Genomic DNA, 26,134 nt, shown 5'->3' on the forward strand with positions numbered 1-26,134 from the left:
CGATTCCATCGTCGGCCCGCCCTCTACATCTGTACAGCGCATAGTTCCGATGCATGGGATCGGGGAATCCGATTTAGCGTGCTCAGACGTCGCTCTTGTCGGCGAACAGGCTCCTGCAGAGTTCGGCGACCACGCTGGCACGGCGCGTCGAGCGGGCCGCGGCCGAGTCGAGCAGGACGACCGTCAGCGCCGGCGGCTCGCCGCTGATCGGCACCGCCGCGACCGGATGACCGTCCAGCGCGACCGGGACGGCCGCGTGAAGGTTCAGGACCGTGTACGCCAGGTTGCGCCCCACCAACGCGCGGCACGTCTCCACGGTCGTCGACCGGTAGCGGATGTTCGGCGAGACACCCGCTTCGGCGAACACTCGCTGGAAGTAGTCGCGGCTGTGTGGCAGGTCGAGCAGCACCATCGGCTCGTCTGCCAGCTCGGCGAGGTCGACCTGCTCGCGTTCGGCCAAGCGGTGGGACCCGGCCACCAGCACGTAGGGCGGCAGGGTGAACAGCGGCCACCGCTTCAATCGGGGGTCTTCGACGAGGTCGTAGCCGATGCCGAGTTCGAAGGTGCCGTCGGCGACGCCCTCGGCGAGGTCGGCGAGATCCACCTCGGTGGTCTGCAGGTGCAACTTCGGCAGCTTCTCGGCTGCCACGGAGAGCAATTCGGGCAGGAGATAGGGCGCGACGACCTCGAAGCAGCCAATCGAGAGGGTTCCGCTGAGCGAGGTTCCCAAGCCCTGGGCGACGGTCCGCAGATCGGTGGCCGACGCCAACAATTGCCGACTGGCGACGAGCAGTTCCTTGCCCGCCGGCGTGAGGCTGATGCCTCTGGCGTGGTGCCGCACGAGCAGTTGGACCGACAGTGCGGTCTCGAGGTCGGCCAGTGCGGCCGACATCGCCGACTGGGACAGGTGGACGGCGGCCGCCGCCCGGGTGACGCTACCGGCCTCGGCGACGGCGACGAAGTACTCGAGTTGCCGCAGGGTGTAGTCCGCCACGCAGCGCCTTCCGCATAGGAGAAATCGATCTTAGGGTTCGGAAACCTCTGTTGTACAGGTGACCGAGAACGCTTCAGTGTTGAGACACCATGACCACGAACGCCGCACCGACGACCCTGGCCGACTGGACCGAACGGGCCGCCGCCATCCGACCGCGCAACGAGATCTACGTCGACGGCGGGTTCCGACCCGCCGAATCCGGTGAGACGTTCGACTCGGTCAACCCCGCCACGGGTGAGGTGCTGACCAGTGTCGCCTCGGCGCAATCCGTCGACGTCGACGCAGCGGTGGCCTCCGCGCGTGCGTCCTTCGAAGCGGGCGACTGGTCCCGCAGCTCCGCGGGCGACCGACGACGGGTGCTGCTGCGGCTCGCCGATCTGGTCAACGAGAACGCCGTCGAGCTTGCGCTGCTCGACTCGCTGGACATGGGGAAGCTCGTCGGCGAGGCCTACACCGTCGACGTGCCCTCGGCCGCAGCGCTATTCGCCTACTACGGCGAAGCGCTCGACAAGATCAACGGAGAGATCGCGCCGACGGAGCCCGGCAATCTCGCGCTCGTCACCCGGGAACCGCTCGGCGTCGTCGGTGCCGTCACGCCCTGGAACTTCCCGCTGGACCTCGCCGTGTGGAAGGTCGCCCCGGCGCTGGCCGCAGGCAACAGCGTCGTGCTCAAGCCGTCCGAGCGGGCACCGCTTTCGTCGCTGCGCCTCGCCGAACTGGCCACCGAGGCGGGCCTCCCACCGGGAGTGCTCAACGTCGTCCCCGGCCATGGCGACACCGCCGGAGCCGCACTGGGCTTGCACCAGGACGTCGACGTGCTTGCCTTCACCGGTTCGACCGCAACCGGCAAGCGATTCCTGCGCTACGCCGCCGACTCGAACCTCAAGCAGGTGTGGCTGGAATGCGGCGGCAAGAGCCCCAACATCGTCTTCGCCGACGCCGATCTGGATCAGGCCGTCGAGATGGCCCTGTTCGGCGCCTTCTACAACCAGGGGGCGGTCTGCTCGTCGAACTCACGGCTGCTGCTGCAGGCCTCGATCGCGGATGGCGTCGTCGGCGAGTTGGTCGAGCGCGCGGCGGCGATGCGCCCCGGCAATCCACTCGACCCCGCGGCGACCCAGGGTGCCATCGTCGACGAGGCCCACACGAGCCACGTTCTCGGCTTCGTCGACCGAGCCAGGACCGAGGGCCAGGTCCGGGTTGGCGGGCAGCGCGACACCGTCGACGGCCGCGGCTGCTTCTTCGAGCCCACCGTGATCACCGGACTCAGTCCGTCGGCCGAGCTGGTCACCGACGAAGTCTTCGGACCGGTTCTCGCAGTGCGCACGTTCACCGACGACGACGAGGCGATCCGCGCGGCCAACGACTCCGTCTACGGGTTGGCGGCCTCGGTGTGGACCAACGATCTGCGCCGTGCCCACAACGTCGCCGGCGCACTGCGGGCGGGCACGGTGTCGGTGAACACCGTCGACGCGTTGAGCGCTCAGACACCCTTCGGCGGATTCAAGCAGTCCGGGTTCGGCCGCGACCTGTCCCTGCACGCGCTGGAGAAGTACACCGGACTCAAGACCACGTGGATTAAGTTGTGACGGTGACTCTTTCGGCGGCGTCCTCGGTGGGCTTCTCTCGCGCCCCGTCGGCGGCGATCAGGACGGCGGCCCGCTCGGCGACCGTCATGACCGTGCCGACGGGATTCACCGACGGAATGGTCGGGAACACCGACGCGTCCACGACCCGCAACCCGACCACTCCCCGCACCCGCAGGTGCGAGTCCAGGACCGCCATCGGATCGTCGGCGGCTCCCATCCGGCACGTTCCCGAGACGTGGTACACGGTCTGATGGGTGGCTCGCAGCGGCGGTGACAGTTCCTCGTCGGTGGTCAGCTCGGCGCCGGGGAACACCTCGCGCCCGATCCACTCCGACATCGGCGACGCGGCGGCGACCCTGCGGGCCAGCCTGATGCCGGCGATCAACGTGGCCTCGTCGGCGCCGTCGGGATCGGTGAAGTACCCGTAGTCGATGCTCGGAGCCTGCCCGGGGTCGCTGCTGGTGATCCACACCCGACCCCGACTCTTCGGCTTGGCCACGTTGGGCGCGATCGCCACGATCCGATCGGGCAGCGTCACGCCGTAGGTGACGGCGTGGACGGCCCAGGCCTCGACCGGGAAGTGCATCAGGACGTCGGGCCTGGCGGGTTCACCGTCGTGCAGTTTCACCGCCGCCCCGGCATCCCATCCGGTTGCGCACGTGTCCGGCACGTCTCGCCGCGCCTCCCACACGATCAGGCCCTCAGCGTGGTCCATGAGGTTCTCCCCCACACCGGGCAGGTCGACGACGACGTCGACGCCGGCGTCGACGAGCATGCGGCTGGGACCAATGCCGGAGAGCTGCAACAACTTCGGGGTGTCGACGGCCCCGCAGCACAGCACGACCTCCCGTGTCGCGCGGATCTCGCGCTCCGCCCCGTCGGCGTCGCGCACCAGGACGCCTACCGCGGCGCCGTCCTCGAGGAGCACCCGGATGGCCGCCAGACCATGGAGGACCTCGAGATTGTCACGTTCGCCGACGACTCCGTGCACGTAGTGCACCGACGTCGACGACCGCAGATGGCTCTCGGGGGTGTACCCGATCTCGAAGAAGCCCGCGCCCTGGCCCGTCGTGGCGAAGTCGGGGTCGCTGTTCCATCTCGATCGGGCGGGCAAATCGAGCGCTTGGCGGGCCGCGTCGACGACGTCGGCGAGGTAGGGGTTCTGGTCCTTGGCGTCCACGGGATTGATCGGGGTGGCGAGCCCGTCGAAGTACGGATTCAGCACGTCGGAATCCCAGCCCTCGACGCCGAGTGCGGCCCACTCGTCGAGGTCGGCCGCCAACGGACGCCACGTGATCATCGTGTTCGCAGTCGAGCAACCGCCGAGGATGCGCATTCGCGCCTGCCGAATGTGCGAATTGCCGCGCTCCTGGGGCACACTGCGGTAGTCGAGGTCGTATTCGCTCTCCACCATGTCCGGCCAGCGCCGAATATCCAGTGCGCGAGGCTCGTTGGCGTCCGAGGGACCCGGCTCGACGAGGGTGACGGTGACACCGGGATCCTCGGACAGCCGAGCGGCGACGATGCATCCCGCCGTGCCGCCGCCGACGACGACGTAGTGGGACTGGGTCGCGGGGGCAGTCACGCCACGGTCTCCACACCCGCCGTCGCCGCCACCGACGACGAACCCATTCGTGGCTTCATCAGCGCGTAGTACAGCGGGCAGATGACGGCCAGTCCGACGATCCAGGAGACGTCGACGCCGCCAATCGCGGAGGCGACGAAACCGGTGAACAGCGTGGTGGACAGGAACGGTATCTGCACCAGGATCCCGGCGAAGTAGCAGCCGATGGCCACCCAGTTGAAGCGGCCGTACCGACCGCCGTCGCGTTCGAACAACGCGTCGATGTCGTACACCCCGTGGCGCAAGAGGTAGTAGTCGACGAGGTTGACGGCCGTCCAGGGAATCAGCACGCACAGCAGCAAGGCCAGGAAGTTGGCATAGTTGGCCAGGAAGTCGTCGGCGCTCACCAGCGCCGGAATCAGGGCGACGACGAACAGGGCGACCGACACCGTGGCCCGGCTGCCCGCTCGGGGGTTCCAGCGCGGAAAGACGTTCTGGCCCACGGTGATCGTCGAGAGAGTGCCGCAGTAGAGGTTCATCGCGTTGGTCGCCGTGATGCCGATGGCGAAGATCGCGAACACCCCGGTACTCACGCCGTGGGTCAGCGTCGACAGACCCTCCAGGGTGTCGTCGTCGGGCAGCGCCGCCCCGACGAGGACGCCGAGCAGCATCGGCAGCACCGAGCCCAGCACACAGCCCGAGTACGTGCCCCAGAACGCAGCCCGTTGTCCGGTGTCCTTGGGCATGTACCGCGTGTAGTCCGAAACGTATGGGGCATAGGCGATCTGCCACAAGGCGGCAACCGATAGCGTGGCCATGAAGCCAGCCCAGGTGAACCCGCCGGAATGCCACGTCTGCGCCGGGACGCCGTTGACACCGACCATCCACACGAACGCGATGAGCAGTGCGCCGCCGGCGACCACCGACAGCACCGCGGTCACCCGGTGAATGAGTCGGTAGCCCACCATCGTCGCCACCACGCTGATCAGCCCGATCACGACGATCGACCAACTCGTCGGCAGACCAGTCACCTTGGCCAGCGCCTGACCGCCGAGCACGACGTTGGAGGCGAAGAAGCCCAGGTACATGAAGATGACGAGGACCACGACCAGCAGGCTCCCGTAGGAACCGAACTGCGCGCGCGTCTGCAACATTTGCGGCACGCCCATCTGCGGCCCCTGGGCGGCGTGCAGCGCCATCACCACGGCTCCGATGACGTTGCCGAGCACCACCGAAAGTGCTGCGGCCCAGAGCGGCAAGCCGAACACCGTGGTACTGAGTGCGCCGGTGATGATCGTCAGCAGCATGATGTTCGAGCCGAACCAGACGGTGAACAGGTCACGGGCCCGGCCGTGTCGTTCGTCGACCGGGATGTGTTCGATGGTCCTGCTCTCCACGGACTCAGGACTGGGAACAGGTGATGTCATGGGCGTGACCGACTTTCGACGATGGAGCAGGTGGTGCGGCTCTGACTGAGGTCGTCCCAGTATCGAGTGATCGGTAGCACAGATAAATCACAAAGAATCGGAGTTTTGGATCGCTTTTGCCGATGTAGCCCCGTGTTGACCACACCTCGGGACGCGAGCACGATCGCCGAGGTGCAGGCCGACTACGTACTGACCAACGCATCGGTGTTCCGGCCGGGGTCCGACCGCCCAGCCGACACGGTGTCGGTTGCCGGCGGCCGGGTCGTGGCGGTCGGTCGCGGTGTCGACCGTGCACTGCTCGGCGACGGCACCGAGGTCGTGGACCTCTCGGGCGCCACGCTGCTGCCCGGTTTCGTCGACGCCCACGCCCACCCCGTCGCAGCCGGCGTCCAAGCCCTGCGCTGCGACCTGTCCACGCTGCCCCATGACCGGGACGCCTACCGCCAGGCCATCGGCGACTACGCCGCGGCGCACCCGGGAGACCAGACGATCGCCGGAAGTGGCTGGTATGGCGACGCCTTCGCGGGTGGCTTCCCCACTCGCGACGACGTCGACGACGTCGTCGGCGATCGACCCGTCGTGCTCACCAGTCACGACGGTCACGGGGTCTGGGTGAACGGCAGCGCGCTGCGCCGAGCCGGAATCGACGCGTCCTTCCCGGATCCCGAGGGTGGGCAGGTGGTGCGCGACGCCGACGGCGAACCGACCGGCATGTTGTTCGAGCAGGCCGCTGCACCGGTCAACGCGCTGATACCCGCCGTCACACCAGACTTCCTGCGCCGAGCCCTGCTCGAGGCTCAACAGCGCCTGCACGCCGTCGGCGTCACGGGCTGGCACGACGCCGGCGTCGGCATCAGCGCGTTCGGACTCACCGACATCTTGGACACCTACGTCGACGCCGATGCCGCCGGCGAGCTCACCGCCCGCGTCGCCGGTGCGCTGTGGTGGTCTGCCGAAGCCGGATTGGCGCAATTGCCAACGATTCTCGAGCGGCGCGCCGCGGCAGGACACTCCCGATTCACCGCCGCAACGGTCAAGATCATGCAAGACGGCATTTGCGAGAACTGCACCGCCGCCATGCTGTCGCCGTATCGAGGCACGACCGACGGCAATGCACCGTCCGGGCTGTCGTTCATCGATCCCGATGAACTGGGGCAGATCACCCGCCGTCTGGCGGCGGAGGGATTTCAGATTCACATGCACGCAGTGGGTGACCGCGCCGTCCGGGAATGTCTCGACGCGCTGGAGCCTGCCATCCGCGAGAACCCCGAATTCGACGGCCGGCATCAGATCGCCCACCTGGACGTCGTCGACCCGTCGGACGTCCCGCGCTTCGCCCGGCTCGGCGTCATCGCCAACATCCAGGCGTTGTGGGCCCGCCGCGACAAGGAGATCGTCGAGCGCAAGCTCCCGCTCTTGGGGCCCGAACGCGAACGCTGGCACTTCCCGTTCGCCTCCATCGCCCGGCATGGCGCACGGCTGGCGATGGGCAGCGACTGGCCGGTGACCGACCCCAATCCCCTGCTGGCACTTCACACCGCGGTCCACCGGACCGGTTCGCGCGCCGACCCGCACGCGATCGGCGCCGGTGTCTTCGACGAGCCATTGGTGCCCGAGGAGGCCATCGATCTCTCGACCGCGATCCAGGCGTACACCGTGGGATCTGCCTACGCCAATCGCTGGGAGGACGACTGCGGCACCGTCGAGGTCGGCAACGTGGCCGACCTCGTCGCACTGGACCGTGACGTGTTCGACGCCCAGGACATCGGCGAGGTGGGTGTGGCCCTGACGATGGTGGACGGTCGGGTGGTTCATCGCGCGCGGTGAGCGCGCCTCACTCCAGCGGAGACAAGTCCTGCAGCAGCGTCGGCAGCAGCTCGCTGACCGTCGGATGGATGTGCATGGTGCGCGAGATCGCGGTGTACGGCAGCTTGGCCGTCATCACGTCCAGGATGTCCTGAACCACTTCGTCGCCGCCGACCCCGAGGATGGAGGCGCCGAGGATCTCCTGAGTCTCGGCGTCGACGAGGACCTTCATGAAGCCCTGGGTCTCGCCCTTCTCGACGGCGCGGCCCACCTTCGTCATGAGTCGCTTGCCCACCAACGCCTTGCGACCGGACTTGCGGACCTCGTCGGTGGACATGCCCGCGCGGCCCAGCGGCGGGTCGACATACAGCGCATAGGTCGGCACCCGGTCGCTGACCCGGCGCGCGTCGTCGTCGAGCAGATTGGCCGCGACGATCTCGAAGTCGTTGTAGGAAGTGTGGGTGAAGGCGCCCTTGCCGTTGCAGTCCCCCATCGCCCACACCCCGTCGACGTTGGTGCGCAGCTGGTCGTCGACGACGACGTACCCGCGTGCGTCGGTCTCGATCCCGGCGGCCTCCAGCCCGAGGTCGTCGGTGTTGGGTCGGCGGCCGGTGGCCACAAGCAGGTGACTGCCGGAGACGGGCTCGGCACCGTCGCGCGGATACAGATCGAACCCGTTGTCCCGCGCAGTGATTCGCATGTCGGTGGCGCCGACGTGCACGACGATGCCCTCACGCTCCAGGATGTCCTGAATTGCCGCGGACACGTCCTCGTCCTCGCGGGCCGTCACCCGCGGGCCACGCTCGACCACGGTGACGCGCGCTCCGAAGCGGCGGTACATCTGGGCGAACTCCAGCCCGATGTAGCTGCCGCCGATGATCACCAGATGCTCTGGGACCACGTCGAGTTCGAGGATGCCGACGTTGGTGAGGTAGTCGACCTCGTCGAGTCCGGGAATGGGCGGTGCCGTCGCGCGGCCGCCGACGTTGAGGAAGACGTGGTCCGCCTCGAGCACCTGGTCGTCGACGCGGATGGTGTGGGGCCCCTCGAAGCGTGCGTGGCCGCGGATGAAGGTGCAACCCTCCATGCCCTCGAGCCAGGATTCGAGGCCCTCCCGGTCGCCCTGGCTGATGGCGTCCTTGCGCGCCTTCACCTTCGCCATGTCGACGACGACGTCGCCGGTGCCGATGCCGTATTCCGCACTGCGGCGGGCGGAGTGGGCGACGTGCGCGCTGGCCACCAGGGTCTTGGTCGGGATGCACCCGGTGTTGACGCAGGTGCCGCCGACCAGCTTGCGTTCGATGACGGCCACCTTCTGACCCGCCGCGGTCAGCCGCCCCGCCAGCGGCGGACCGGCCTGCCCGGCGCCGACGATGATGGCGTCGTACCTGGTGGTCATGACGGTCCTCTCAGAACGCGGTCGACGCCAGGGCGATGATGGCGAGACCGCCGAGCACCGCGATCGCATCCTCGGCGACGGCGACGGGCAGGTCTCGTCCCCCGTTGCGGACGACCAGTCGGCTGCGCGCCTGGTAACCGCCGAGCGTGCCCAGCACCGCGCCGATCATGCCCGCGCCAATGCCGAGGATGGTGTGGTGGGTGCCCGCGCCGATGACGGCGCCGGCGAAGGCCCCCGTCAGCAGGCGTGCGATGAACTGCGGGGGCACGGTGCGGCTGGGCGTCTTGGGCAACTGGTCGGTGATCAACTCCACCACCAGCAGGACGGTGAGCACCGCGACCGTGATGGGATGACCCACCCACTGCGCCCACGTGCCGTCGACGGGCAGCCAGCCCAGCAGAGCGCCCCAGGCGACGATCGCCGGTGGGGTCAGCGCGCGCAGCCCGGCCACGACACCGATGAGGAGGGCCAGCACGATCACCAGGACTTGCGTCATGGCTGGAAAGTTAACACTGATCGCTCAGAAGCGGCAGAACCTGATGTCCGACGCCAGGATTGCCTTGGCGCCGATGGCCGCCAACTCGTCCATGATGGCGTTGACGGTGCGCCGCGGCACCAGTGCGCGCACCGCGACCCACGCCGGATCGGCCAGCGGCGCAATGGTCGGCGACTCGAGCCCGGGGGTGACGGCCGTGGCCCGATCCAAAACCGTTCGTGGGCAGTCGTAGTCGAGCATCAGATACTGCTGGCCGAACACCACGCCCTGGACGCGGCCGGCGAGCTGGTCGCGGGCCGGCGCCGTGGCGGGGTCCGCGTCGGCGCGCTCGATCAGGATCGCCTCGGAGTCGCACAGCGGTTCACCGAAGGCCACCAGGCCGTGCAGGCCCAGGGTGCGGCCCGTGCCGACGATGTCGGCGATGACGTCGGCGACGCCGAGCTGCACCGAGATCTCCACCGCCCCGTCGAGCCGGATGACGGTGGCGTCGATGCCCTTGGCGGCCAGATCCTTTCGCACCAGGTTGGGATACGCGGTGGCGATGCGCTTGCCCGCGAGCCCCTCGACGGTCCAGGCGGGCCCGGCCGGAGCGGCGTAGCGGAAGCTCGACGAGCCGAATCCGAGCGCCAGCCGCTCCTGGACGGGGGCGTCGGATTCCCTGGCGAGGTCGCGTCCGGTGATGCCGAAGTCGAGTTCACCGGATCCGACGTAGATCGCGATGTCCTTCGGCCGGAGGAAGAAGAATTCGACGTTGTTCTCCGGGTCGACGACGGTCAAGTCCTTGGGGTCGCGTCGACGCCGGTAACCGGCTTCGGAGAGGATCTCGGCGGCCGACTCGCTCAGCGCACCCTTGTTGGGGACGGCGACGCGAAGAGAATCCATCGCCGATGAGCCGCGTGCGCGAAGAGAATCGTTCACAGCTTGGCGTAGACGTCGTCGAGGGTCAGACCCCGGGAGATCATCAGGACCTGCGTCCAGTAGAGGAGCTGACTGATCTCCCCCGCCAGCGCGTCGTCACCCTCGTGCTCGGCGGCCAGCCACACCTCACCGGCTTCCTCCAGGATCTTCTTGCCCAGCCCGTGCACGCCGCCGTCCAGAGCCTTGACGGTGCCACTACCTGCGGGTCGGGTCTGCGCGCGCTCACTGAGTTCGGCGAACAGCGCGTCGAAGGTCTTCACGGCAGGCGATTGTTCCACGTCACCGCGGGTGAAGTCACGGCGGTTTGGCCGCCGTGACCGTCACGTCACGGTTCTAGGCGTTCGCCGTGGGCTTGGCCGTGGCGAGGATCTCGCCGTGCATGTCCTCCAGGGACACGCCCTTGGTCTCGCGCACCCACCGCCAGACGAACAGCCCCGAGAGCACGGCGCACAGCCCGTAGAAGCCGTATGCCAGGCCGAGGTGCTCACGCAGTTCGGGGAATGTCACGGTGATCAGCCAGTTCGCCACCCACTGGCCGGCCGCGGCCAGCCCGAGTGCGGCAGCGCGGATTCGGTTCGGGAACATCTCGCCGAGGAGCACCCACACCACCGGGCCCCACGACATGCCGAAGGCGACCACGAACAGGTTGGCGGCGACGAGGGCGATCACGCCGGATGCTCCGGGCAGGCTTGGCTTGCCGTCGGCGCCAAGGGTCGCGTTGGCGAAGATCACCGCCATGGTGATCAGGGTGACGGCCATGCCGGAGGAGCCAATCAGCAACAGCGGCTTGCGGCCGATCTTGTCGATCAGCGCGATGGCGATCAGCGTGGTCGCCACGTTGATGACCGAGGTGATCACGGTGTAGATCGCCGACTGGTCCTCGCTGAATCCCACGGCCTGCCACAGCACGTTGGAGTAGTAGAAGATCACGTTGATGCCGACGAACTGTTGGAAGACCGACAGGCCGAGGCCGACCCACACGATGCCGTAGATGCCGCCGGTCGGCTTCTTCATGTCCCGCCACGACGGCTTGTCCTCGCGCTCCAGGGTTTCCTGAATGCGGGTGATCGTGATCTCGAGGTTCTTCTGTCCCAGCAACATGTTGAGCACCCGGCGAGCCTCCGGGATCTTGTGGCTGGCAACGAGATAGCGCGGCGACTCCGGGATGGTGAAGGCCAGCGTGCCGTAGACGACCGCGGGCACGGCCATGACGAGGAACATCCAGCGCCACGCTTCGAGCCCGAACCAGAGGTCGCGGTCCGCGCCGCCGGCGAACTTCTGCAGCAGCGTGTTGATGGCGAAGGACAGGAAGATGCCGGAGACGATGGCGAGCTGCTGCAGCGAGCCAAGCCGTCCGCGGATGCGTGGCGGCGAGGTCTCGGCGATGTAGGCCGGCGCGATCACCGACGCCACGCCGACGCCGATACCGCCGATGACGCGGAACACCACCAGCGTGATGACCTCGGGCGCGAGCGCGGTGCCGAACGCGCTGATGAAGAACAGCACCGCGGCGATCTTCATCACCGAGATGCGACCGATCTTGTCGGCGACGCGGCCCGCCGTCATCGCGCCGAGCGCGGCGCCGAGCAGCGCCGAAGCGACGGCGAAGCCCAATTCGATGGAGCCGACGTTGAACTGCTTTTCGATCGAGGCCACCGCGCCGTTGATCACGGCGCTGTCGTAGCCGAACAGCAGACCGCCCAACGCCGCCACGCAGGCGATGCGTACGGCGGTGCGGCCGGATGAGAAGTCTTCGTCGGAGATCGCCGACGGCCCATCGGATACCGGGGGTCCCTGGCCAGCCATGAGGTTCCTTTCGCAGCGCTGCGTGATACCTGTCACACCACGATAGGACAATCGGGTGAGCCTTTTTGCGGTATCCCGCAGCGCGTCACGTCAAACCCCGTGCGGACCAGCTCACCCGGAGGCGGGTGCGCCGAGCTGACTGCTCAGATCGCGGTGGATCGCCCTCAGCGCGTCCACGTCCACCTCGGCCAGCGACGTCACCCGCCGGCGCCGCGGACCCTCGGGCACCTCGACGTCATTGGGCACGACCAGCACTGGGCACCCGGCCGCCTCCGCAGCCGCCGATCCCGTCACCGAGTCCTCCACGGCCAGGCACTCGGCCGGGTCGAATCCGAGCAGGTGCGCGGCCCGCAGATACGGGTCGGGCGCGGGCTTGGCATGCTCGACCTCGTCACCACATACCGACACCGAGAAGTAGTGGCTGCCAATGCTCTTCAGCGCCCGCTCGGTGAGTCCCCGGCGGGTGTTGGTGACCAGCGCCAGGGGCACGCCGGCGGCGGTCAGCGCATCCAGCGTCTCCCGCGCCCCCGGCAACCAGGTCAGGCCCTGCTCGAAGAGCTCACCGGTCCGGTCGTGCAACCAGTCCGCCGATTCGTCCATCGCCGCGGGGTCCTGCTCCAGACCCAAATCGGTGTAGACGATGCGCATCAACCCCTCCGAGGAACTGCCCACCGTCGACTCCCGCACCTCGGCGGTCAGCACGCCGCCGAGACGGGCGTACAACGCCTGCAGCGAGACGTCCCACAGCTTCTCGGAGTCGACGAGGGTCCCGTCCATGTCGAACAGCACGGCACGCATCATCAGTCCTCCGGGTTGTAGCCGAGATTGGGTGCGAGCCAACGCTCGGCCTCCTGCAGCGTCCACCCCTTGCGCGCGGCGTAGTCGGCGACCTGGTCCTGGGCCAGCCGACCCACCACGAAGTACTGCGACTCGGGGTGAGAGAAGTACCAGCCGCTGACCGCGGCCCCTGGCCACATCGCCATCGACTCAGTCAGCTCGATGCCGGTGCGCTCCTTGACGTCCAGCAACTCCCAGATCGTGGTCTTCTCGGTGTGCTCCGGGCAGGCCGGATAGCCGGGGGCAGGCCGGATACCGACGTACTTCTCACCGATGAGCTCCTCGTTGTCGAGTTGCTCGTCGGGCTGAAAGCCCCAGAATTCCTTGCGAACTCGCTGATGCATCCGTTCGGCGAACGCCTCGGCGAGGCGATCGGCGAGCGACTCGAGCAAGATCGCGTTGTAGTCGTCGTTGGCGGCCTTGAATTCCTCGATCTTGGCGTGGCTGCCCAGCCCGGTGGTGACGGCGAAGGCGCCGACGTAGTCGGCCAGGCCGGTCGCCTTGGGTGCGACGAAGTCACCCAGCGACCGGTTCGGGATGCCGGCGCGGTGCTCGCCCTGCTGACGCAGGTTGAACAGTTTGGTCAGCACCGTGCTGCGCGTGTCGTCGGTGTAGACCTCGACGTCGTCGCCGACCGCGTTCGCGGGGAAGAACCCGATGACGCCGTTGGCCGTCAGCCACTTCTCCTTGATCAAGGTGTCGAGCATCGCCTGGGCGTCCTCGTACAACTTGCGGGCCGTCTCCCCGGAGACCGGGTTGTTGAGGATGTCCGGGAACCGGCCCTTCATCTCCCAGGCGTTGAAGAACGGTTGCCAGTCGATGTACTCGCGAAGTTCGGCGAAGTCGTAGTCCTGAAACTCACGTACTCCCGTTCCTTGCGCGGGCACCGGCGGCGTGTAACCGTCCCAGTCGATCGGCGTCCGGTTGGCCCGCGCCTTCTCCAGCGTAAGCATCTTGCGCTCACTCTTCTGGGCGTGGCGCTCCCGCAGTGACGCGTAGTCCTTCTCGGTGGCCTCCAGCAGCCCGGGCCGCTGCTTGTCGTCGAGCAGTGCGGCCGCGACGGGCACCGAGCGGGAGGCGTCCTTCACCCACACCACCGGGCCCTTGCGGCGCGGCGCGACCTTCACCGCCGTGTGCGCGCGCGAGGTGGTGGCGCCGCCGATCAACAGCGGAATCTCCAACCCCTGGCGCTCCATCTCCACGGCGAAGTTGACCATCTCGTCCAACGACGGGGTGATCAGTCCGGAGAGCCCGATGATGTCGGCGTCGTGCTCCTTGGCCGCGTCGAGGATCTTCTGCGCAGGCACCATCACCCCGAGGTCGATGACTTCGAAGTTGTTGCACTGCAACACGACTCCGACGATGTTCTTGCCGATGTCGTGGACGTCACCCTTGACCGTCGCCATGATGATCGTGCCGTTGGTGTCCTTCTTGGCAGTTTCGCCAGGAAGTAATTCGGCTTTTTCCGCCTCGATGTACGGCAGCAGATACGCCACCGCCTTCTTCATCACGCGGGCCGACTTCACGACCTGCGGCAGGAACATCTTGCCCGCGCCGAAGAGGTCACCGACGACGTTCATGCCGTCCATCAGCGGACCCTCGATGACCTCGATGGGGCGACCGCCCGCGGCCTCGATCTCGGCGCGCAACTCCTCGGTGTCGTCGTCGACGTTGGCGTCGATGCCCTTCACCAGGGCGTGCGTGATGCGCTCGCGGACCGGCAGGCTGCGCCATTCGGCCGCCACCGGATCGTCGGCCTTGTCCTTGCTGTTGAACCGCTCCGCGATCTCCAGCAGCCGTTCGGCCGCATCGGCGCGGCGGTTCAGCACCACGTCCTCGATGCGGTCCCGCAGCTCGGGGTCGATCGAGTCGTACGGCACCAGCGCGCCCGCGTTGACGATGCCCATGTCCAGGCCGGCCTTGATGGCGTGGAACAGGAACACCGCGTGGATCGCCTCGCGGACCGGGTTGTTGCCACGGAAGGAGAACGACACGTTCGAGATGCCGCCGGAGATGTGCACGCCGGGCAGGTTCTCCTTGATCCAGGCGCAGGCCTCGATGAAGTCGATGCCGTAGGTGGCGTGCTCCTCGATGCCGGTGGCCAGCGCGAAGCAGTTCGGGTCGAAGATGATGTCCTCGGCCGGGAAGCCGACCTCCTCGGTCAAGATCCGGTACGCGCGCCCGCAGATCTCCTTGCGGCGCTCCAGGTTGTCGGCCTGGCCCTGCTCGTCGAAGGCCATCACCACCACGGCGGCGCCGTACTTGCGGCACAGCCGGGCCTCGCGGACGAACTTCTCCTCGCCCTCCTTCATGGAGATCGAGTTCACGATCGGCTTGCCCTGCACGTTCTTCAGGCCCGCCTCGATGACCTCCCACTTGGAGGAGTCGATCATCACCGGCACCCGGCTGATGTCCGGCTCGGCCGCGATCAGCTTGGTGAACCGGTCCATCGCCGCGACGCCGTCGATCATGCCCTCGTCCATGTTGACGTCGATGACCTGCGCACCGACCTCGACCTGCTGCAGAGCCACCGACAGGGCGGTGTCGTAGTCCTCGGCCTTGATCAGGTTGCGGAACCGGGCGGAGCCGGTGATGTTGGTGCGCTCGCCGATGTTGACGAACAGGGAGTCCTCGGAGACGTTGAGCGGCTCGAGGCCCGATAGCCGGGTGGCCACGGGAATCTCCGGCAGCTCGCGCCGTGGCTTGCCCTCGACGACCTTGGCGATCTCGGCGATGTGCTCGGGCGTGGTGCCGCAGCAACCGCCGACCAGGTTGACCAGCCCGGCTTCCGCGAACTCCTCGATGTAGCTTGCCTGCGCCTGCGGGGATTCGTCGTACTCACCGAACGCGTTCGGTAGGCCGGCGTTGGGGTAGCAGGACACGAACGTGTCGGAAATCCGCGCCACCTCGGCGATGTAGGGCCTCATCTCCGGCGCACCGAGGGCGCAGTTGAGGCCGACGGCGAGTGGTCTCGCGTGCCTGATGGCGTTCCAGAATGCCTCGGTGACCTGGCCGGACAGCGTCCTGCCCGACGCGTCGGTGATGGTTCCGGAGATGATCACCGGCCAGCGCCGGCCGCGCTCCTCGAATAGCGTCTCGACCGCGAAGACCGCCGCCTTGGCGTTGAGCGAATCGAAGATGGTCTCGACGATGAGCAGGTCCGCACCACCGTCGACCAGCCCGTTGGCGGCTTCGAGATAGGCGGCGACGAGCTGGTCGTAGGAGACGTTGCGGGCGCCTGGGTCGTTGACGTCCGGCGAGATCGACGCGGTGCGGGTGGTCGGCCCGATGGCTCCGGCGACGTAGCGGGGCTTGTCCGGCGTGCTGAACTCGTCGGCAGCCTTGCGCGCCAACGCCGCGCCGGCGTAGTTGAGCTCGTAGCTCAGGTCGGCCATGTCGTAGTCCGACAGCGAGACGGCGTTGGCGTTGAACGTGTTGGTCTCGAGGATGTCGGCGCCCGCCTCGAGGTATTCGCGGTGAATGCCCTCGATGATCTGCGGTTGCGTCAGGGTCAGCAGGTCGTTGTTGCCCTGCAGGGCAGTCGGCCACTCGGTGAACCGGTCGCCGCGATACCCGGCCTCGTCGGGCCGGTCGCGTTGGATGGCCGTGCCCATCGCGCCGTCGATCACCATGATGCGCTGGTTCAGCGCGGCGGTGAGTTCACTGGTGCAGTCGGGTCGGACGTGCGGCGCAAGGGCGTGAGGGGCCTTCTCTGCGGCGGTCATGTGCGCTCCTTCCAATACGGAAGGCGTCCTTGACTCTGCCGAGCGTGGCGGATGCCAAGGTGGGATCAAGCCCCCCGGGACAACCGTTGCAACGCCTCTCGACCCGTCGAGTCTACGTCGTCATCCCGATCGACGTCCGAGACGCCTGGGGGCATCGGCGGTCGCGGCAACCAACAGTGGCCCGAAACGAGTCCCCGCACAGCAAAGCGTGGATCGTCCCGGCGCGAAAACGGCCTGTGTACAGGCAGTTCCAAGCGTCCTACGCTTCACGGGTGGCGGCACGTTGGCCATTGACCGGCCGGTCACGGGAGATGCGACACATCGAGGCGGCGATCGCCGCTCCGCGACTCTCCGGGGTCGTGGTAGCCGGACCGGCAGGCGTCGGGAAGAGCCGCATCGTGCGCGAGGCACTCGCGGTCGCCGCGGCACGGGGATGCGCCACGCGGTGGGCGGTCGGCACGTCGTCGGCGCGTTCGGTTCCACTCGGCGCCTTCGCCGAATGGGCGCAGCCCGGGGTGGCGCAGCCGGTGCAATTGGTCCGGGGTGTCATCGAGTCCCTGGCCGGCGTGCCCGCCCAGAACTCGGGAATGGTCCTGGGCGTCGACGACGTCCACCTGCTCGACGAGCTGTCGACGTTCGTGGTCCACCAGCTGGTGCGGCGCAACGCCGGCAAGGTGGTACTCACCGTCCGCGACGGTGAGCCCATCCCGCTCGGGGTGCAGGAGATTTGGCGCGACGCCGAATTCGAGCGGCTGGAGCTGGAACCACTCACCCGCGAGGAGACCTCGGCCCTTCTGTCGACGACGCTGGGCGGACCGCTGAACCCAGACGTCGCCGAACGACTGTGGAGGCTGACCAGGGGCAACGCGCTGTACCTCCACAACATCGTCGAACGCGGCCTCACCGACGGCGTGATCACCAGGCGCGACGGCCAGTGGCACTGGCATGGGGATCCCGTCGTGCCCACCGATCTGGTCGACTTGATCGAAGCCCGCATCGGTGCCCTGCCCGCCGCGGTGAGCGAGGTGGTCGACGTTCTGGCCGTGGCCGAGCCGGTCGAGCTTGCCTCCCTGCAGCGGATCACCGATCCGGGCGCGGTCGAGCTGGCCGACGACCACGGTCTGGTCACCGTCGAGGCCGTCGACGGCGTCGTGGAGGTCAGGGTGGCGCACCCGCTCTACGGGGAGGTTCGGAGGAGACGGGCCCCACCCACCCGATTGCGTCGCCTGCGGGCGCTGGTGGCGAACGAACTGGCCAACGGCGACCGTCGCAACGAGATTCGGGTCGTCGTGCGGCGGGCGTCCCTAAGCCTGCACTCCGACCTCGAACCCGACCCCGTACTCCTTCTGTCCGCCGCACGGGGTGCCGTGTGGCTCGCCGACCTGCCGTTGTCGGATCGACTGGCCGAGGCGGCCATCCGGGCCGGCGGTGGCCTGGAGGCGTACCTGGCCCGCGCCTACGTGCTGTCCTGGCTGGGCCGCGGCGCCGACTCCGATGACGCGCTCACCGCCATCCCCGCCGCCGAACTCACCGCCGCGGACGTCTCGAGGATCGCGTTCCTGCGGGCGACGAACATGCTGTGCGCAATGGCCGATCCCGTCGGAGCCAAGCGGATCGTCGACGACGCGGCGGCCGTCACGCCCGCACCCGCACGGGGCTGCCTCGACGCGTTCCTCGCCGTCCACTGGGCTGCCATCGGCGAGCCGGAGAAGGCGCGCTTGGCCTCCGACGGCCTCGCGCTCGACCGGCTCCCCGCGATCGTGGCCGCCGTCACCGCATGGGCGACGACCATCGCCGCGGGGGACGCCGGCCGCACGACGGCTGCGCTGGCCGCCGCGACCACCGGATACGCCATCGCCGCAGGCTCTTTCGACGCCGCACAGATGCGGTTCGTGATCGCAGACGGCTACGTCGGCGCGCTGCTGCTGGCGGGGCGGATCGCCGACGCCGTCGACGCCACGGAGAAGACGCGGGTCCAGGCCGTCGACGTCCCAGGCTTGGCGCAGATTCTGAGCACCGCATTGGCCGGAAGGACGGCGTTGGCTGCCGGTCGCCTAGACCTCGCATGTTCGCTACTGGCACCGGCGGTCGAGGTGGTCTACTCCTTCGGCGACACCAACGGCTTCGGCTATCAGTACAACCTGCCGTACACCGTGGCGCTCGCCATGCGCGGATTCGCCGCCGACGCCGCCGCATCGTTCGCGCGGCCCGCGTATCCGAGTTGGAAATATCTGGACTACGAGTACGACATTGCCGGGGCGTGGGTTGCGGCCTGCCGGGGAGCCACCGGCGACGCCGCCCGAGTGGCCCGCGCTGGCGCCCAAACCGCTTGCACGAAAGGTCAATTCGCGGCCGAGGTAATGTGCTTGCAGACCGCGACCCAGTTCGGCGACGCGTCGTGTGGGCCGCGGCTACGGGAGCTCGAGCACCTCGTCGAGGGACCGCGGGCGGGCGCGGCAGCGCGGTACGCCGCCGCGCTGAAGGACCGCGACGGCGGTGCCCTGGCGGCGGTGTCGGAGGAGTTCGAGCGAATGGGTGACCTAGTGGCGGCCGTCGACGCCGCCTCGCACGCCGCCGTCGCCTACCGCGACGGCGATCTTCGCGGATCGTCGCTGGGCTGCTCGGCGAGGGCGGAGGCGCTGGCGAAACGGTGTGGCGGCGCCCGCACGCCGGCATTCCTGCAGCAGTCGACCGCGCCGTTACCACTGACGCAACGTGAACGGGAGATCGTCGTGCTGCTCGGCGACGGACTGTCCAGTCGCGCCGTGGCCGACCGTCTGACGTTGTCGGTGCGCACGGTGGAGAGCCACGTCTACAACGCCATGGCCAAGACCGGTACCACCAGCCGCGACGAGCTCGCCGCCCTCGTACGACCCCCGGAACCCACCGAGACGCTCAACGATTTGGCGCCGCAACGTTCTTGGTCGACGGACGAGTTCACGTCCTGAGGGTCGCAACACGCACCGGCCGACTTAAGTACCTCGCTACTTAGTCCTCGCCGCTGCCGTGGGTTGACGATGAACAGGCACTCAACCACCTTCGGGGGAAGGAAGTCACATGACCGCTTCGAGGCTCCACGGCACCGAACCGAACGTCACCGGCCTGGCCGAGACACCGATCGCGGATGCCGACACCGTCGGCCAGCGGATCATCTTCACCCAGGGTGCGCCCGTCCCACTATCGCGAACCCGGGCCGCCCTGCGCTGGATGCTCGATCACCGACACGTGCACCTGCCCCACCACGGGCACCTCTCACATCCCGTCCACCTGCCGCATGCCGTCCACCTGCCACACCACGTGCACCTGCCCCACCTGCCGCCGCCCAAGCCGCAGGACACGGCGTGGCACGCCTCATACGTCGAGCAGGCGCTGATGAGCCGGGAGATGTACCGGCTCTAGGTTCGGCATCGACGACCCGCCCGGTGATGGCGCTCGCGGGCGACGGGCAGGGCTTACGCTGGCCTGGTGACAGACCTGCCCGACCTGCAGGACACCATCATCGTGGCGGCCTTCGAAGGCTGGAACGACGCCGGTGACGCGGCCAGTGACGCCCTGGAACACCTCGACGTGATCTGGGAGGCCGACACCATCGTCGAGATCGACGACGAGTCCTATTACGACTATCAGGTCAACCGCCCGGTGATCCGCCAGATCGACGGCGTGACCCGCGAGCTGGTGTGGCCCTCCATGCGCATATCGCACTGCCGCCCACCCGGCAGCAACCGCGACATCGTCCTGATGCACGGCGTCGAGCCCAACATGCGGTGGCGCACGTTCTGCGCCGAGTTGCTGGCCATCGCGGAGAAGCTCAACGTCGAGACCGTCGTGATCCTGGGTGCCCTGCTGGCCGACACGCCCCACACCCGGCCGGTGCCCGTCTCGGGGGCGGCCTACTCCCCCGAGTCGGCCAAGTTCTTCGGCCTGGAGGAGACCCGGTACGAGGGCCCGACCGGCATCGCCGGCGTCTTCCAGGACGCCTGCGTGGCCGCGGGGATTCCCGCTGTCACGTTCTGGGCCGCGGTGCCGCACTACGTGTCGCAACCGCCGAACCCCAAGGCGACGGTGGCGTTGCTGCGCCGGGTCGAGGACGTCCTCGACATCGAGGTGCCGCTGGCCGACCTGCCGATTCAGGCCGAGGAGTGGGAGCAGGCCGTCACCGAGATGACCGCCGACGACGACGAGATCGCCGAGTACGTGCAGTCCCTCGAGGAGCGCGGCGACGCCGAGGTGGACATGACCGATGCCCTCGGCAAGATCGACGGCGACGCGCTGGCCGCGGAATTCGAGCGGTACCTGCGCCGCCGCGGGCCGGGCTTCCGGGGCTAGGGCGTCAGGCTGGCACCTTGACGGGTTTCGGGGCCTGCCACTGACCGTCCAGTGCGTCGGGCTTCGGCCAGTAGAGCCGCAGCACCAACCTGAACGGGCCCTCGGGGGCAGGCAGCCAGTTCGGATCCCGTTCGGGGCCGGGCGAGTCGTGCTGCACGTAGATTGTGAAGCCACCGTCGGCGTCGGGGACCAGCACACGCAGCATCGAGGAGTTGATCAGGTACCGGTTGATCGGGTTGGCCACCAGCTCGCTGCCGGGTAGCCCGTACATCGTCAACGACCAGAACGCGTTGACGGGCGGCAGCTGACCCGGGGCGAAGCGGTAGGTGTACCTGTCGGCTCCGGTGAGAGGCGCGCCGGCGGCATCGAAGTTGAAACCCGGGTAGATCGCCTCGGCGGCGGTGTTGCCGTAGATGCCCAGCACCGCGCCGGCCATCCGATAGAGGTAATTGCCCTTCAGGTCGTCCTTGGTGCCGAAGAGATTGGCCGAGGACACCTTTCCGGTGTCGATCTCGTTCTTCTGCAGGGCGTCGAATTCGGCCCAGGCGTCGGCCATGCCGTCCTGAACGGCGGCGCGCATCTCGGGGCTGAGCTTCTCGGCGTCGAACGAACCATCGGGGCCGATGCCGATGGAGGCGAACCGATCCCGCATCGCCTTCTCGGCGGGCAATGTCGGGGTGAACTTCATGACGAAGTTCAGGATGTCGAAGAACTGGGGTGAGGTGCGTTCCTGATCAGGGGTCAGGGCAGGGACGAAGTCGATCGCCGGGGCCGGCGGTGGCGGCGGCTGCTCGAGGAAGGTCGACAGCGGCTCCACGCCGTAGCCGTCCTGAATCCTCTTGACGGCGTCCAGATCTGCCGGCTCGAACAACTGGGTGCGGTAGAGCACCAGCGCCAACTCGGTGTCGGACCGGATGACCTCGTTGACGCCCGCGGGCTTCTCCCCCGTCCAATTGGGTCCCGCGAGAAGGTATTTGCCACCGCTGTTGCCGGTGGTCCGGCTGCCCACGTAGGCGAAGTTGGCGGTGTACTGGTCGACGAACTGCAGCGAGAAGTAGCGGTCCTGATCGATCGGCGGGACGGTGAACACGAGGGGCTCGGCCCGAAGGTCGGCGCCGACGGTGGAATAGGGCGTGTCGGAATTCGGGGTCTGGATCGTCGTGTCGGCAGGGGTGAAGACCCGCGCGGTGTTGTGGACCTCGTTCCAGCCGCCCTTGTACTCGGCGTCGCCCTCGTCCACGAAGTACGAGTACATGACGCGGTAGTCGTCGACCATCGGGAAGCCGTAGACGTAGGCCTCCTTGGCGATCGCCCTGGCTTGCTCCGGGCTGACCGACGCGGACTGCGGGGGCGATGACACCGTGCTCGTGGCGGCGGGCTTCTCCCCCTTCGCACATGCCGCGGCAACGGCGATCAGCACCGCGGCGACACCGACGCGCCCCGCCCGTCTGAGGAACGTCGACTTCACGTCAACATCAAACCACCGCGGTGGTCGACGACCCCTAAAGCTCGCCGGGCGGGATGTCACGTCGGGTTCGGCGTGTTCGACGCCTCGGAGTGGGCGCTCGTCGACCTGCCGAGCGCGACCACTTCGGCATCCATCCGCGGCAGCAGGTCGGGCACGACGCGGCGGATGGGGGCCTCGCCGAGGCGAGTGGAGAAGATCGGCTTGACCCACCCCAGCGCACCCACCCAGCCGGGGCAGTACACCCGGGTCTTGCGCTTCTCGATGCCCGTGACGAACGCCGCGCCGCACTTCTCGACCGAGGTGGTGACGTTCAGTGGGTACGGCAGCTTGGCGAGCATCTCGCCGAACGTCGTCAGATCGGTCTTCGTGTCACGCACCATCGCCGTGTCCACCCACGACATGTGCGCCGACCCGACGTCGACGCCGTGGTGGGCGACCTCGAGGCGCAGCGCGTTGGCGAACTGTTCGACGGCGGCCTTGCTGGCGTTGTACGGCGCCAGGCCCGGCGCGGCGGTGAAGGCGGCCAGCGACGACACGATCAGCACGTAGCCCCGGCGTTCGACGAGCGACGGCAGCGTCGCCCGCACGGTGTGGAACACCCCGAGGACGTTGACGTCGAGCAGCCGCTTGAACGCCACGGGGTCGACCTGCAGCACCGATCCGTAGCTGGCGATGCCGGCGTTGGCGACCACCACGTCGACGCCGCCGAAGCGCTCCGTCGCGCGCTGCGCGGCGGCCTGCATGGCGGCCAGGTCGCGGACGTCGGCGGTGACGGTCAGCACCCGGTCACCGTCGAGGGTGGCGGAGAAGCGCTCGAGCGCCCCGGCGTCGACGTCGACGAGCACCAACCGGGCACCCTTGGCGTGCAACCGTCGGGCGACCTCCGCACCGACGCCGGCGGCTCCGCCGGTGATGAACACGACCTTGCCGCTCACCGCTGTCATGGGCGGAAAGGTACCTCGTGATCAGAGCAGGGCAGTCCTCAGAGCTGAACGCCGAGGAGCGCATCGACTGCCGCGGCGATCCGGCCGGGCGCCCCGGCGTCGTCCCCACCGAATTCCGTCGCGTCGACGACCCAGCCGTCGACGGCCGCGAGCGCCTTGGGGGTGTCGAGATCGTCGGCGAGGTAGCGGCGGATCCGGTCGACGACGTCGGTGGCGTCGGGACCGGCGGGCAACGCCGCCGCGGCGCGCCAGCGGGCCAGGCGTTCCTGAGCCTCGGCGAGCACTCCGGCGTCCCAGGAGCGGTCGGCACGGTAGTGCCCGGCCAGCAAGCCGAGCCGGATGGCGGCGGGGTCGACGCCCTCGGCGCGAAGTGCGGAGACCAGCACCAGGTTGCCGCGGCTCTTGCTCATCTTGTGGCCGTCGAGCCCGATCATGCCGGCGTGCACGTAGTGCCGGGCGAATCGCCGTTCACCCGTTGCCGATTCGGCGTGGGCGGCGGAGAACTCGTGATGCGGGAAGATCAGGTCGCTGCCGCCACCCTGGACGTCGAGGTCGGTGCCGATGCGGTCGAGGGCGATCGCGGCGCACTCGACGTGCCAGCCGGGTCGGCCAGGGCCGAACGGCGACGGCCAACTCGGTTCGTCGGGCCGCTCGGCGCGCCAGAGCAGGGCGTCGAGCGCGTCGCCCTTGCCTACCCGATCCGGGTCGCCGCCCCGCTCGCCGAACAGCCGCAGCATGGTCTCGCGGTCGTAACCGGACTCGTAGCCGAACTGCGTGGTCGCGTCGGCGCGGAAGTAGACGTCGGGAAATTCCGCGTCGTCGACGACGTAGGCCGCGCCGCTGGCGAGCAGCTTCTCCACCAGCTCGATCACCTCGGCGATCGCGTCGGTGGCGGCCACGTAGTCCTGCGGCGGCAGCACCCGCAACGCCGCCATGTCCTCACGGAACAGCTGGGTCTCCCTGGCGCCGAGCTCACGCCAGTCGAGCCCGTCGCGCGCCGCCCGTTCGAAGAGCGGGTCGTCGACGTCGGTGACGTTCTGGACGTAGTGCACCCGGTGACCGGCGTCCAGCCACGACCGGTAGACCAGGTCGAAGGTCAGGTACGTCGCCGCGTGACCGAGGTGGGTGGCGTCATACGGGGTGATGCCGCAGACGTACATCGTGGCCGTCTCGCCTGCGGCGACGGGGCGCACCTGCCCGTCGGCACTGTCGAAGAGGCGCAACGGCGTTCCCTTGCCGGTGAGCTGCGGAACGGTCGGCGCAGGCCACGATTGCATGGCACCGACTCTAGGGGTTGCGTTCAGTTCGGCCTCCGACGGTGGTGGTTCCAAGGGTGCGACAACCGACGGGGCCGATCCATTCCCGAGTCGAGTCAGAAGATCGACCGGATCGCCTCGAGCAGGGTGTCGGCCAGCTCCGGGCGGCACATCACGAAGTCGGGCAGGTACGGGTCGGGGCGGTTGTAGCGCAGGGGCGAGCCGTCCAGCCGCGACGCGTGCAGACCTGCGGCCGCCACCACGCCCGCCGGGGCCGCGGAGTCCCATTCGTACTGACCACCGTCGTGGACGTAGGCGTCGACGTCGCCGCGGACGACGGCCATCGCCTTGGCCCCCGCCGAACCGATGCCGACCAGCTCCACGTCGAGCAGGTCCCGCAGCCACCACAGCACCGGGGGCGGTCGGTGGCGGCTGGTCGCGATCCGGATGGGACCCGCCCGGCGCGGCGGTGGCGGCGTCACGGTGTCACTGCGGTACACCTCACCCAACGCGGGCAGCCCGACGACGGCGTCGGTGACGCCGCCGACCCCGCCCCCGTCGCGCTGCCACAGTGCGATGTGCACCGCCCAGTCGGTGCGCCTCGGCGTCGAGAACTCCCGGGTGCCGTCGACGGGGTCGACGATCCACACCCGGTCGGCGCCGAGCCGGGAGAGGTCGTCGGCCGCCTCCTCGGACAGGACGGCGTCGTCGGGGCGATGCTCGCGGAGCCGGTCGAGGATCAGGGTGTTGGCGCGACGGTCCCCGGCGTCGCCGAGGTGGTAGTAGTCGTCGAAGCCGATCTCGGTGCGCAGCGCCACCAACATCCGGCCTGCTTCGTCGGCCACCTCCGCGGCGAGCGCCGCATCGCTGGTGTGAGGACTGATCGGGTCCTACTTGGGCGTGGCGCCGGGCGCGCGCACGACCATCGGGACCGCGGGGAAGTAAGCCGCCATCTCCGAACGGCAGCGGCGCAGGGCAGCGGTGCCGAAGCCACGGTGGCGGTGGTCGGGGTGGATCCACACGCGGACGTTGACCTCGCCGCCGACGAGCTCGCCGAAGACCATGCCGACCTTGTCGCCACCCTCCTCGGCGACGAACCAGACCGCATCCTCGTTGGAGACGCGACGAAGCGCGGCGTTCAGCTCGTCGTCGATGTTGCCCGCGGGTGCACCGGATCCGTCGCCGGTCGCGCCGACGTCGGAGGTCCGCGCGACGAAGAGGTCGCGGTCGCCGTCGGCGGAGAAGGTACGCAGTGCCAGGCTCTCCCCCGAGCTGGCCGGACGCTCGCCGAGGGTGAACGTCAGTTGCTTGTTGAGGTCTTCGAGCTCGTCGGCGATCTTGCGCCGCGAATCTCTGGTGAGCTGGTCGAACGAGATCGTCATCACGGCCTCGCCACCCTTGGGCGAGGTGTCGAGCAGTGCCGAGATGGCCTGGACGGCCGCGGCGCGGTCATCCGCTTCGACGATCGCGTCGAGCACCTCGTGGCGGCGGTCGAGCGCCTTGGAGAGGGCGTCGGCGATCTCCCTGCGGGCGGCGGCGCGATCGTGATCAGTCATGACGACGAGCGTAGAACACTCGC

20 protein-coding genes are annotated in these 26,134 nt (G+C 68.5%); 5 read left to right on the forward strand and 15 right to left on the reverse strand.

Features of this window, described 5'->3' with window-relative positions:
• Positions 1–82 precede the first annotated feature (82 nt).
• Positions 83–994 carry a LysR family transcriptional regulator gene (locus H7K45_RS24050; RefSeq protein ID WP_263998571.1) on the reverse strand — a complete coding sequence of 304 codons (912 nt, stop codon included), beginning with the start codon at positions 992–994 and terminating at the stop codon, positions 83–85.
• Between the two features lie 89 nt (positions 995–1,083).
• On the opposite strand from H7K45_RS24050, the gene H7K45_RS24055 reads away from it, so the two are divergent.
• Positions 1,084–2,583, forward strand: a complete 1,500-nt coding sequence (locus H7K45_RS24055; protein ID WP_263998572.1) for an aldehyde dehydrogenase — start codon at positions 1,084–1,086, stop codon at positions 2,581–2,583.
• On the opposite strand, the gene H7K45_RS24060 is transcribed toward H7K45_RS24055, so the two are convergent.
• Together H7K45_RS24060 and H7K45_RS24065 are read right to left on the reverse strand one after the other, a co-directional pair.
• Positions 2,573–4,168, reverse strand: a complete 1,596-nt coding sequence (locus H7K45_RS24060) for a GMC family oxidoreductase (RefSeq protein ID WP_263998573.1) — start codon at positions 4,166–4,168, stop codon at positions 2,573–2,575. The two genes, H7K45_RS24055 and H7K45_RS24060, sit on opposite strands and share 11 nt — an antisense overlap.
• On the reverse strand, positions 4,165–5,574 hold the full coding sequence (locus H7K45_RS24065) for a purine-cytosine permease family protein (RefSeq protein ID WP_263998574.1): 1,410 nt from the start codon (positions 5,572–5,574) through the stop codon (positions 4,165–4,167). Before H7K45_RS24065 ends, H7K45_RS24060 begins: the two co-directional genes overlap by 4 nt.
• 132 nt (positions 5,575–5,706) lie before the next feature.
• Here H7K45_RS24065 and H7K45_RS24070 point away from each other — a divergent pair, with 132 nt between their 5' ends.
• Positions 5,707–7,401, forward strand: coding sequence for an amidohydrolase (locus H7K45_RS24070; RefSeq protein ID WP_263998575.1), 1,695 nt, complete (start codon positions 5,707–5,709; stop codon positions 7,399–7,401).
• A 7-nt stretch (positions 7,402–7,408) separates the two neighbouring features.
• On the opposite strand, the gene H7K45_RS24075 is transcribed toward H7K45_RS24070, so the two are convergent.
• The 7 genes from H7K45_RS24075 to metH all read right to left on the reverse strand — a co-directional run bounded on the left by H7K45_RS24075 (position 7,409) and on the right by metH (position 16,561).
• Positions 7,409–8,779: an FAD-containing oxidoreductase gene (locus H7K45_RS24075; protein WP_263998576.1), complete on the reverse strand. Its 1,371-nt coding sequence runs from the start codon at positions 8,777–8,779 to the stop codon at positions 7,409–7,411.
• 10 nt (positions 8,780–8,789) lie between these two features.
• Positions 8,790–9,275 carry a DUF4126 family protein gene (locus H7K45_RS24080; RefSeq protein WP_263998577.1) on the reverse strand — a complete coding sequence of 162 codons (486 nt, stop codon included), beginning with the start codon at positions 9,273–9,275 and terminating at the stop codon, positions 8,790–8,792.
• 24 nt (positions 9,276–9,299) lie between these two features.
• Positions 9,300–10,157 (reverse strand): ATP phosphoribosyltransferase, encoded by an 858-nt coding sequence (gene hisG / locus H7K45_RS24085; protein WP_263998578.1) that lies wholly within the window; start codon positions 10,155–10,157, stop codon positions 9,300–9,302.
• Positions 10,158–10,189: 32 nt separating this feature from the next.
• Positions 10,190–10,471, reverse strand: coding sequence for a phosphoribosyl-ATP diphosphatase (locus H7K45_RS24090; protein WP_263998579.1), 282 nt, complete (start codon positions 10,469–10,471; stop codon positions 10,190–10,192).
• 55 nt (positions 10,472–10,526) lie between these two features.
• Positions 10,527–11,999 (reverse strand): sugar porter family MFS transporter, encoded by a 1,473-nt coding sequence (locus tag H7K45_RS24095; protein ID WP_263998580.1) that lies wholly within the window; start codon positions 11,997–11,999, stop codon positions 10,527–10,529.
• Between the two features lie 111 nt (positions 12,000–12,110).
• Positions 12,111–12,797: an HAD family hydrolase gene (locus H7K45_RS24100; protein WP_263998582.1), complete on the reverse strand. Its 687-nt coding sequence runs from the start codon at positions 12,795–12,797 to the stop codon at positions 12,111–12,113.
• A 2-nt stretch (positions 12,798–12,799) separates the two neighbouring features.
• Positions 12,800–16,561, reverse strand: a complete 3,762-nt coding sequence (gene metH, locus H7K45_RS24105; protein ID WP_263998583.1) for a methionine synthase — start codon at positions 16,559–16,561, stop codon at positions 12,800–12,802.
• 272 nt (positions 16,562–16,833) lie between these two features.
• On the opposite strand from metH, the gene H7K45_RS24110 reads away from it, so the two are divergent.
• From H7K45_RS24110 to H7K45_RS24120, 3 genes are all read left to right on the forward strand, one after another.
• On the forward strand, positions 16,834–19,509 hold the full coding sequence (locus H7K45_RS24110; RefSeq protein WP_308206429.1) for a helix-turn-helix transcriptional regulator: 2,676 nt from the start codon (positions 16,834–16,836) through the stop codon (positions 19,507–19,509).
• A 109-nt stretch (positions 19,510–19,618) separates the two neighbouring features.
• Positions 19,619–19,960, forward strand: a complete 342-nt coding sequence (locus tag H7K45_RS24115) for a hypothetical protein (RefSeq protein WP_263998584.1) — start codon at positions 19,619–19,621, stop codon at positions 19,958–19,960.
• 63 nt (positions 19,961–20,023) lie between these two features.
• Positions 20,024–20,887, forward strand: coding sequence for a PAC2 family protein (locus tag H7K45_RS24120; RefSeq protein ID WP_263999287.1), 864 nt, complete (start codon positions 20,024–20,026; stop codon positions 20,885–20,887).
• A gap of 4 nt (positions 20,888–20,891) precedes the next feature.
• Here H7K45_RS24120 and H7K45_RS24125 read toward each other — a convergent pair whose 3' ends face one another.
• The 5 genes from H7K45_RS24125 to H7K45_RS24145 form a co-directional block, all read right to left on the reverse strand.
• Entirely contained in the window at positions 20,892–22,307 is a 1,416-nt protein-coding gene (locus H7K45_RS24125; RefSeq protein ID WP_263999288.1) for a DUF1254 domain-containing protein, read from the reverse strand.
• A gap of 104 nt (positions 22,308–22,411) precedes the next feature.
• On the reverse strand, positions 22,412–23,299 hold the full coding sequence (locus tag H7K45_RS24130; protein ID WP_263998585.1) for an SDR family oxidoreductase: 888 nt from the start codon (positions 23,297–23,299) through the stop codon (positions 22,412–22,414).
• A gap of 38 nt (positions 23,300–23,337) precedes the next feature.
• Entirely contained in the window at positions 23,338–24,576 is a 1,239-nt protein-coding gene (gene mshC / locus H7K45_RS24135; RefSeq protein WP_263998586.1) for a cysteine--1-D-myo-inosityl 2-amino-2-deoxy-alpha-D-glucopyranoside ligase, read from the reverse strand.
• Between the two features lie 95 nt (positions 24,577–24,671).
• Entirely contained in the window at positions 24,672–25,379 is a 708-nt protein-coding gene (locus H7K45_RS24140) for a 3'(2'),5'-bisphosphate nucleotidase CysQ (protein WP_263999289.1), read from the reverse strand.
• A gap of 66 nt (positions 25,380–25,445) precedes the next feature.
• A complete protein-coding gene (locus H7K45_RS24145) occupies positions 25,446–26,111 on the reverse strand; it encodes a GNAT family N-acetyltransferase (RefSeq protein ID WP_263998587.1) in 666 nt (221 codons plus the stop codon).
• Between the last annotated feature and the right edge of the window lie 23 nt (positions 26,112–26,134).

The sequence above is a fragment of the Mycobacterium yunnanensis genome (genome assembly GCF_025823185.1).
Classification (GTDB): Bacteria; Actinomycetota; Actinomycetes; order Mycobacteriales; family Mycobacteriaceae; genus Mycobacterium; species Mycobacterium yunnanensis.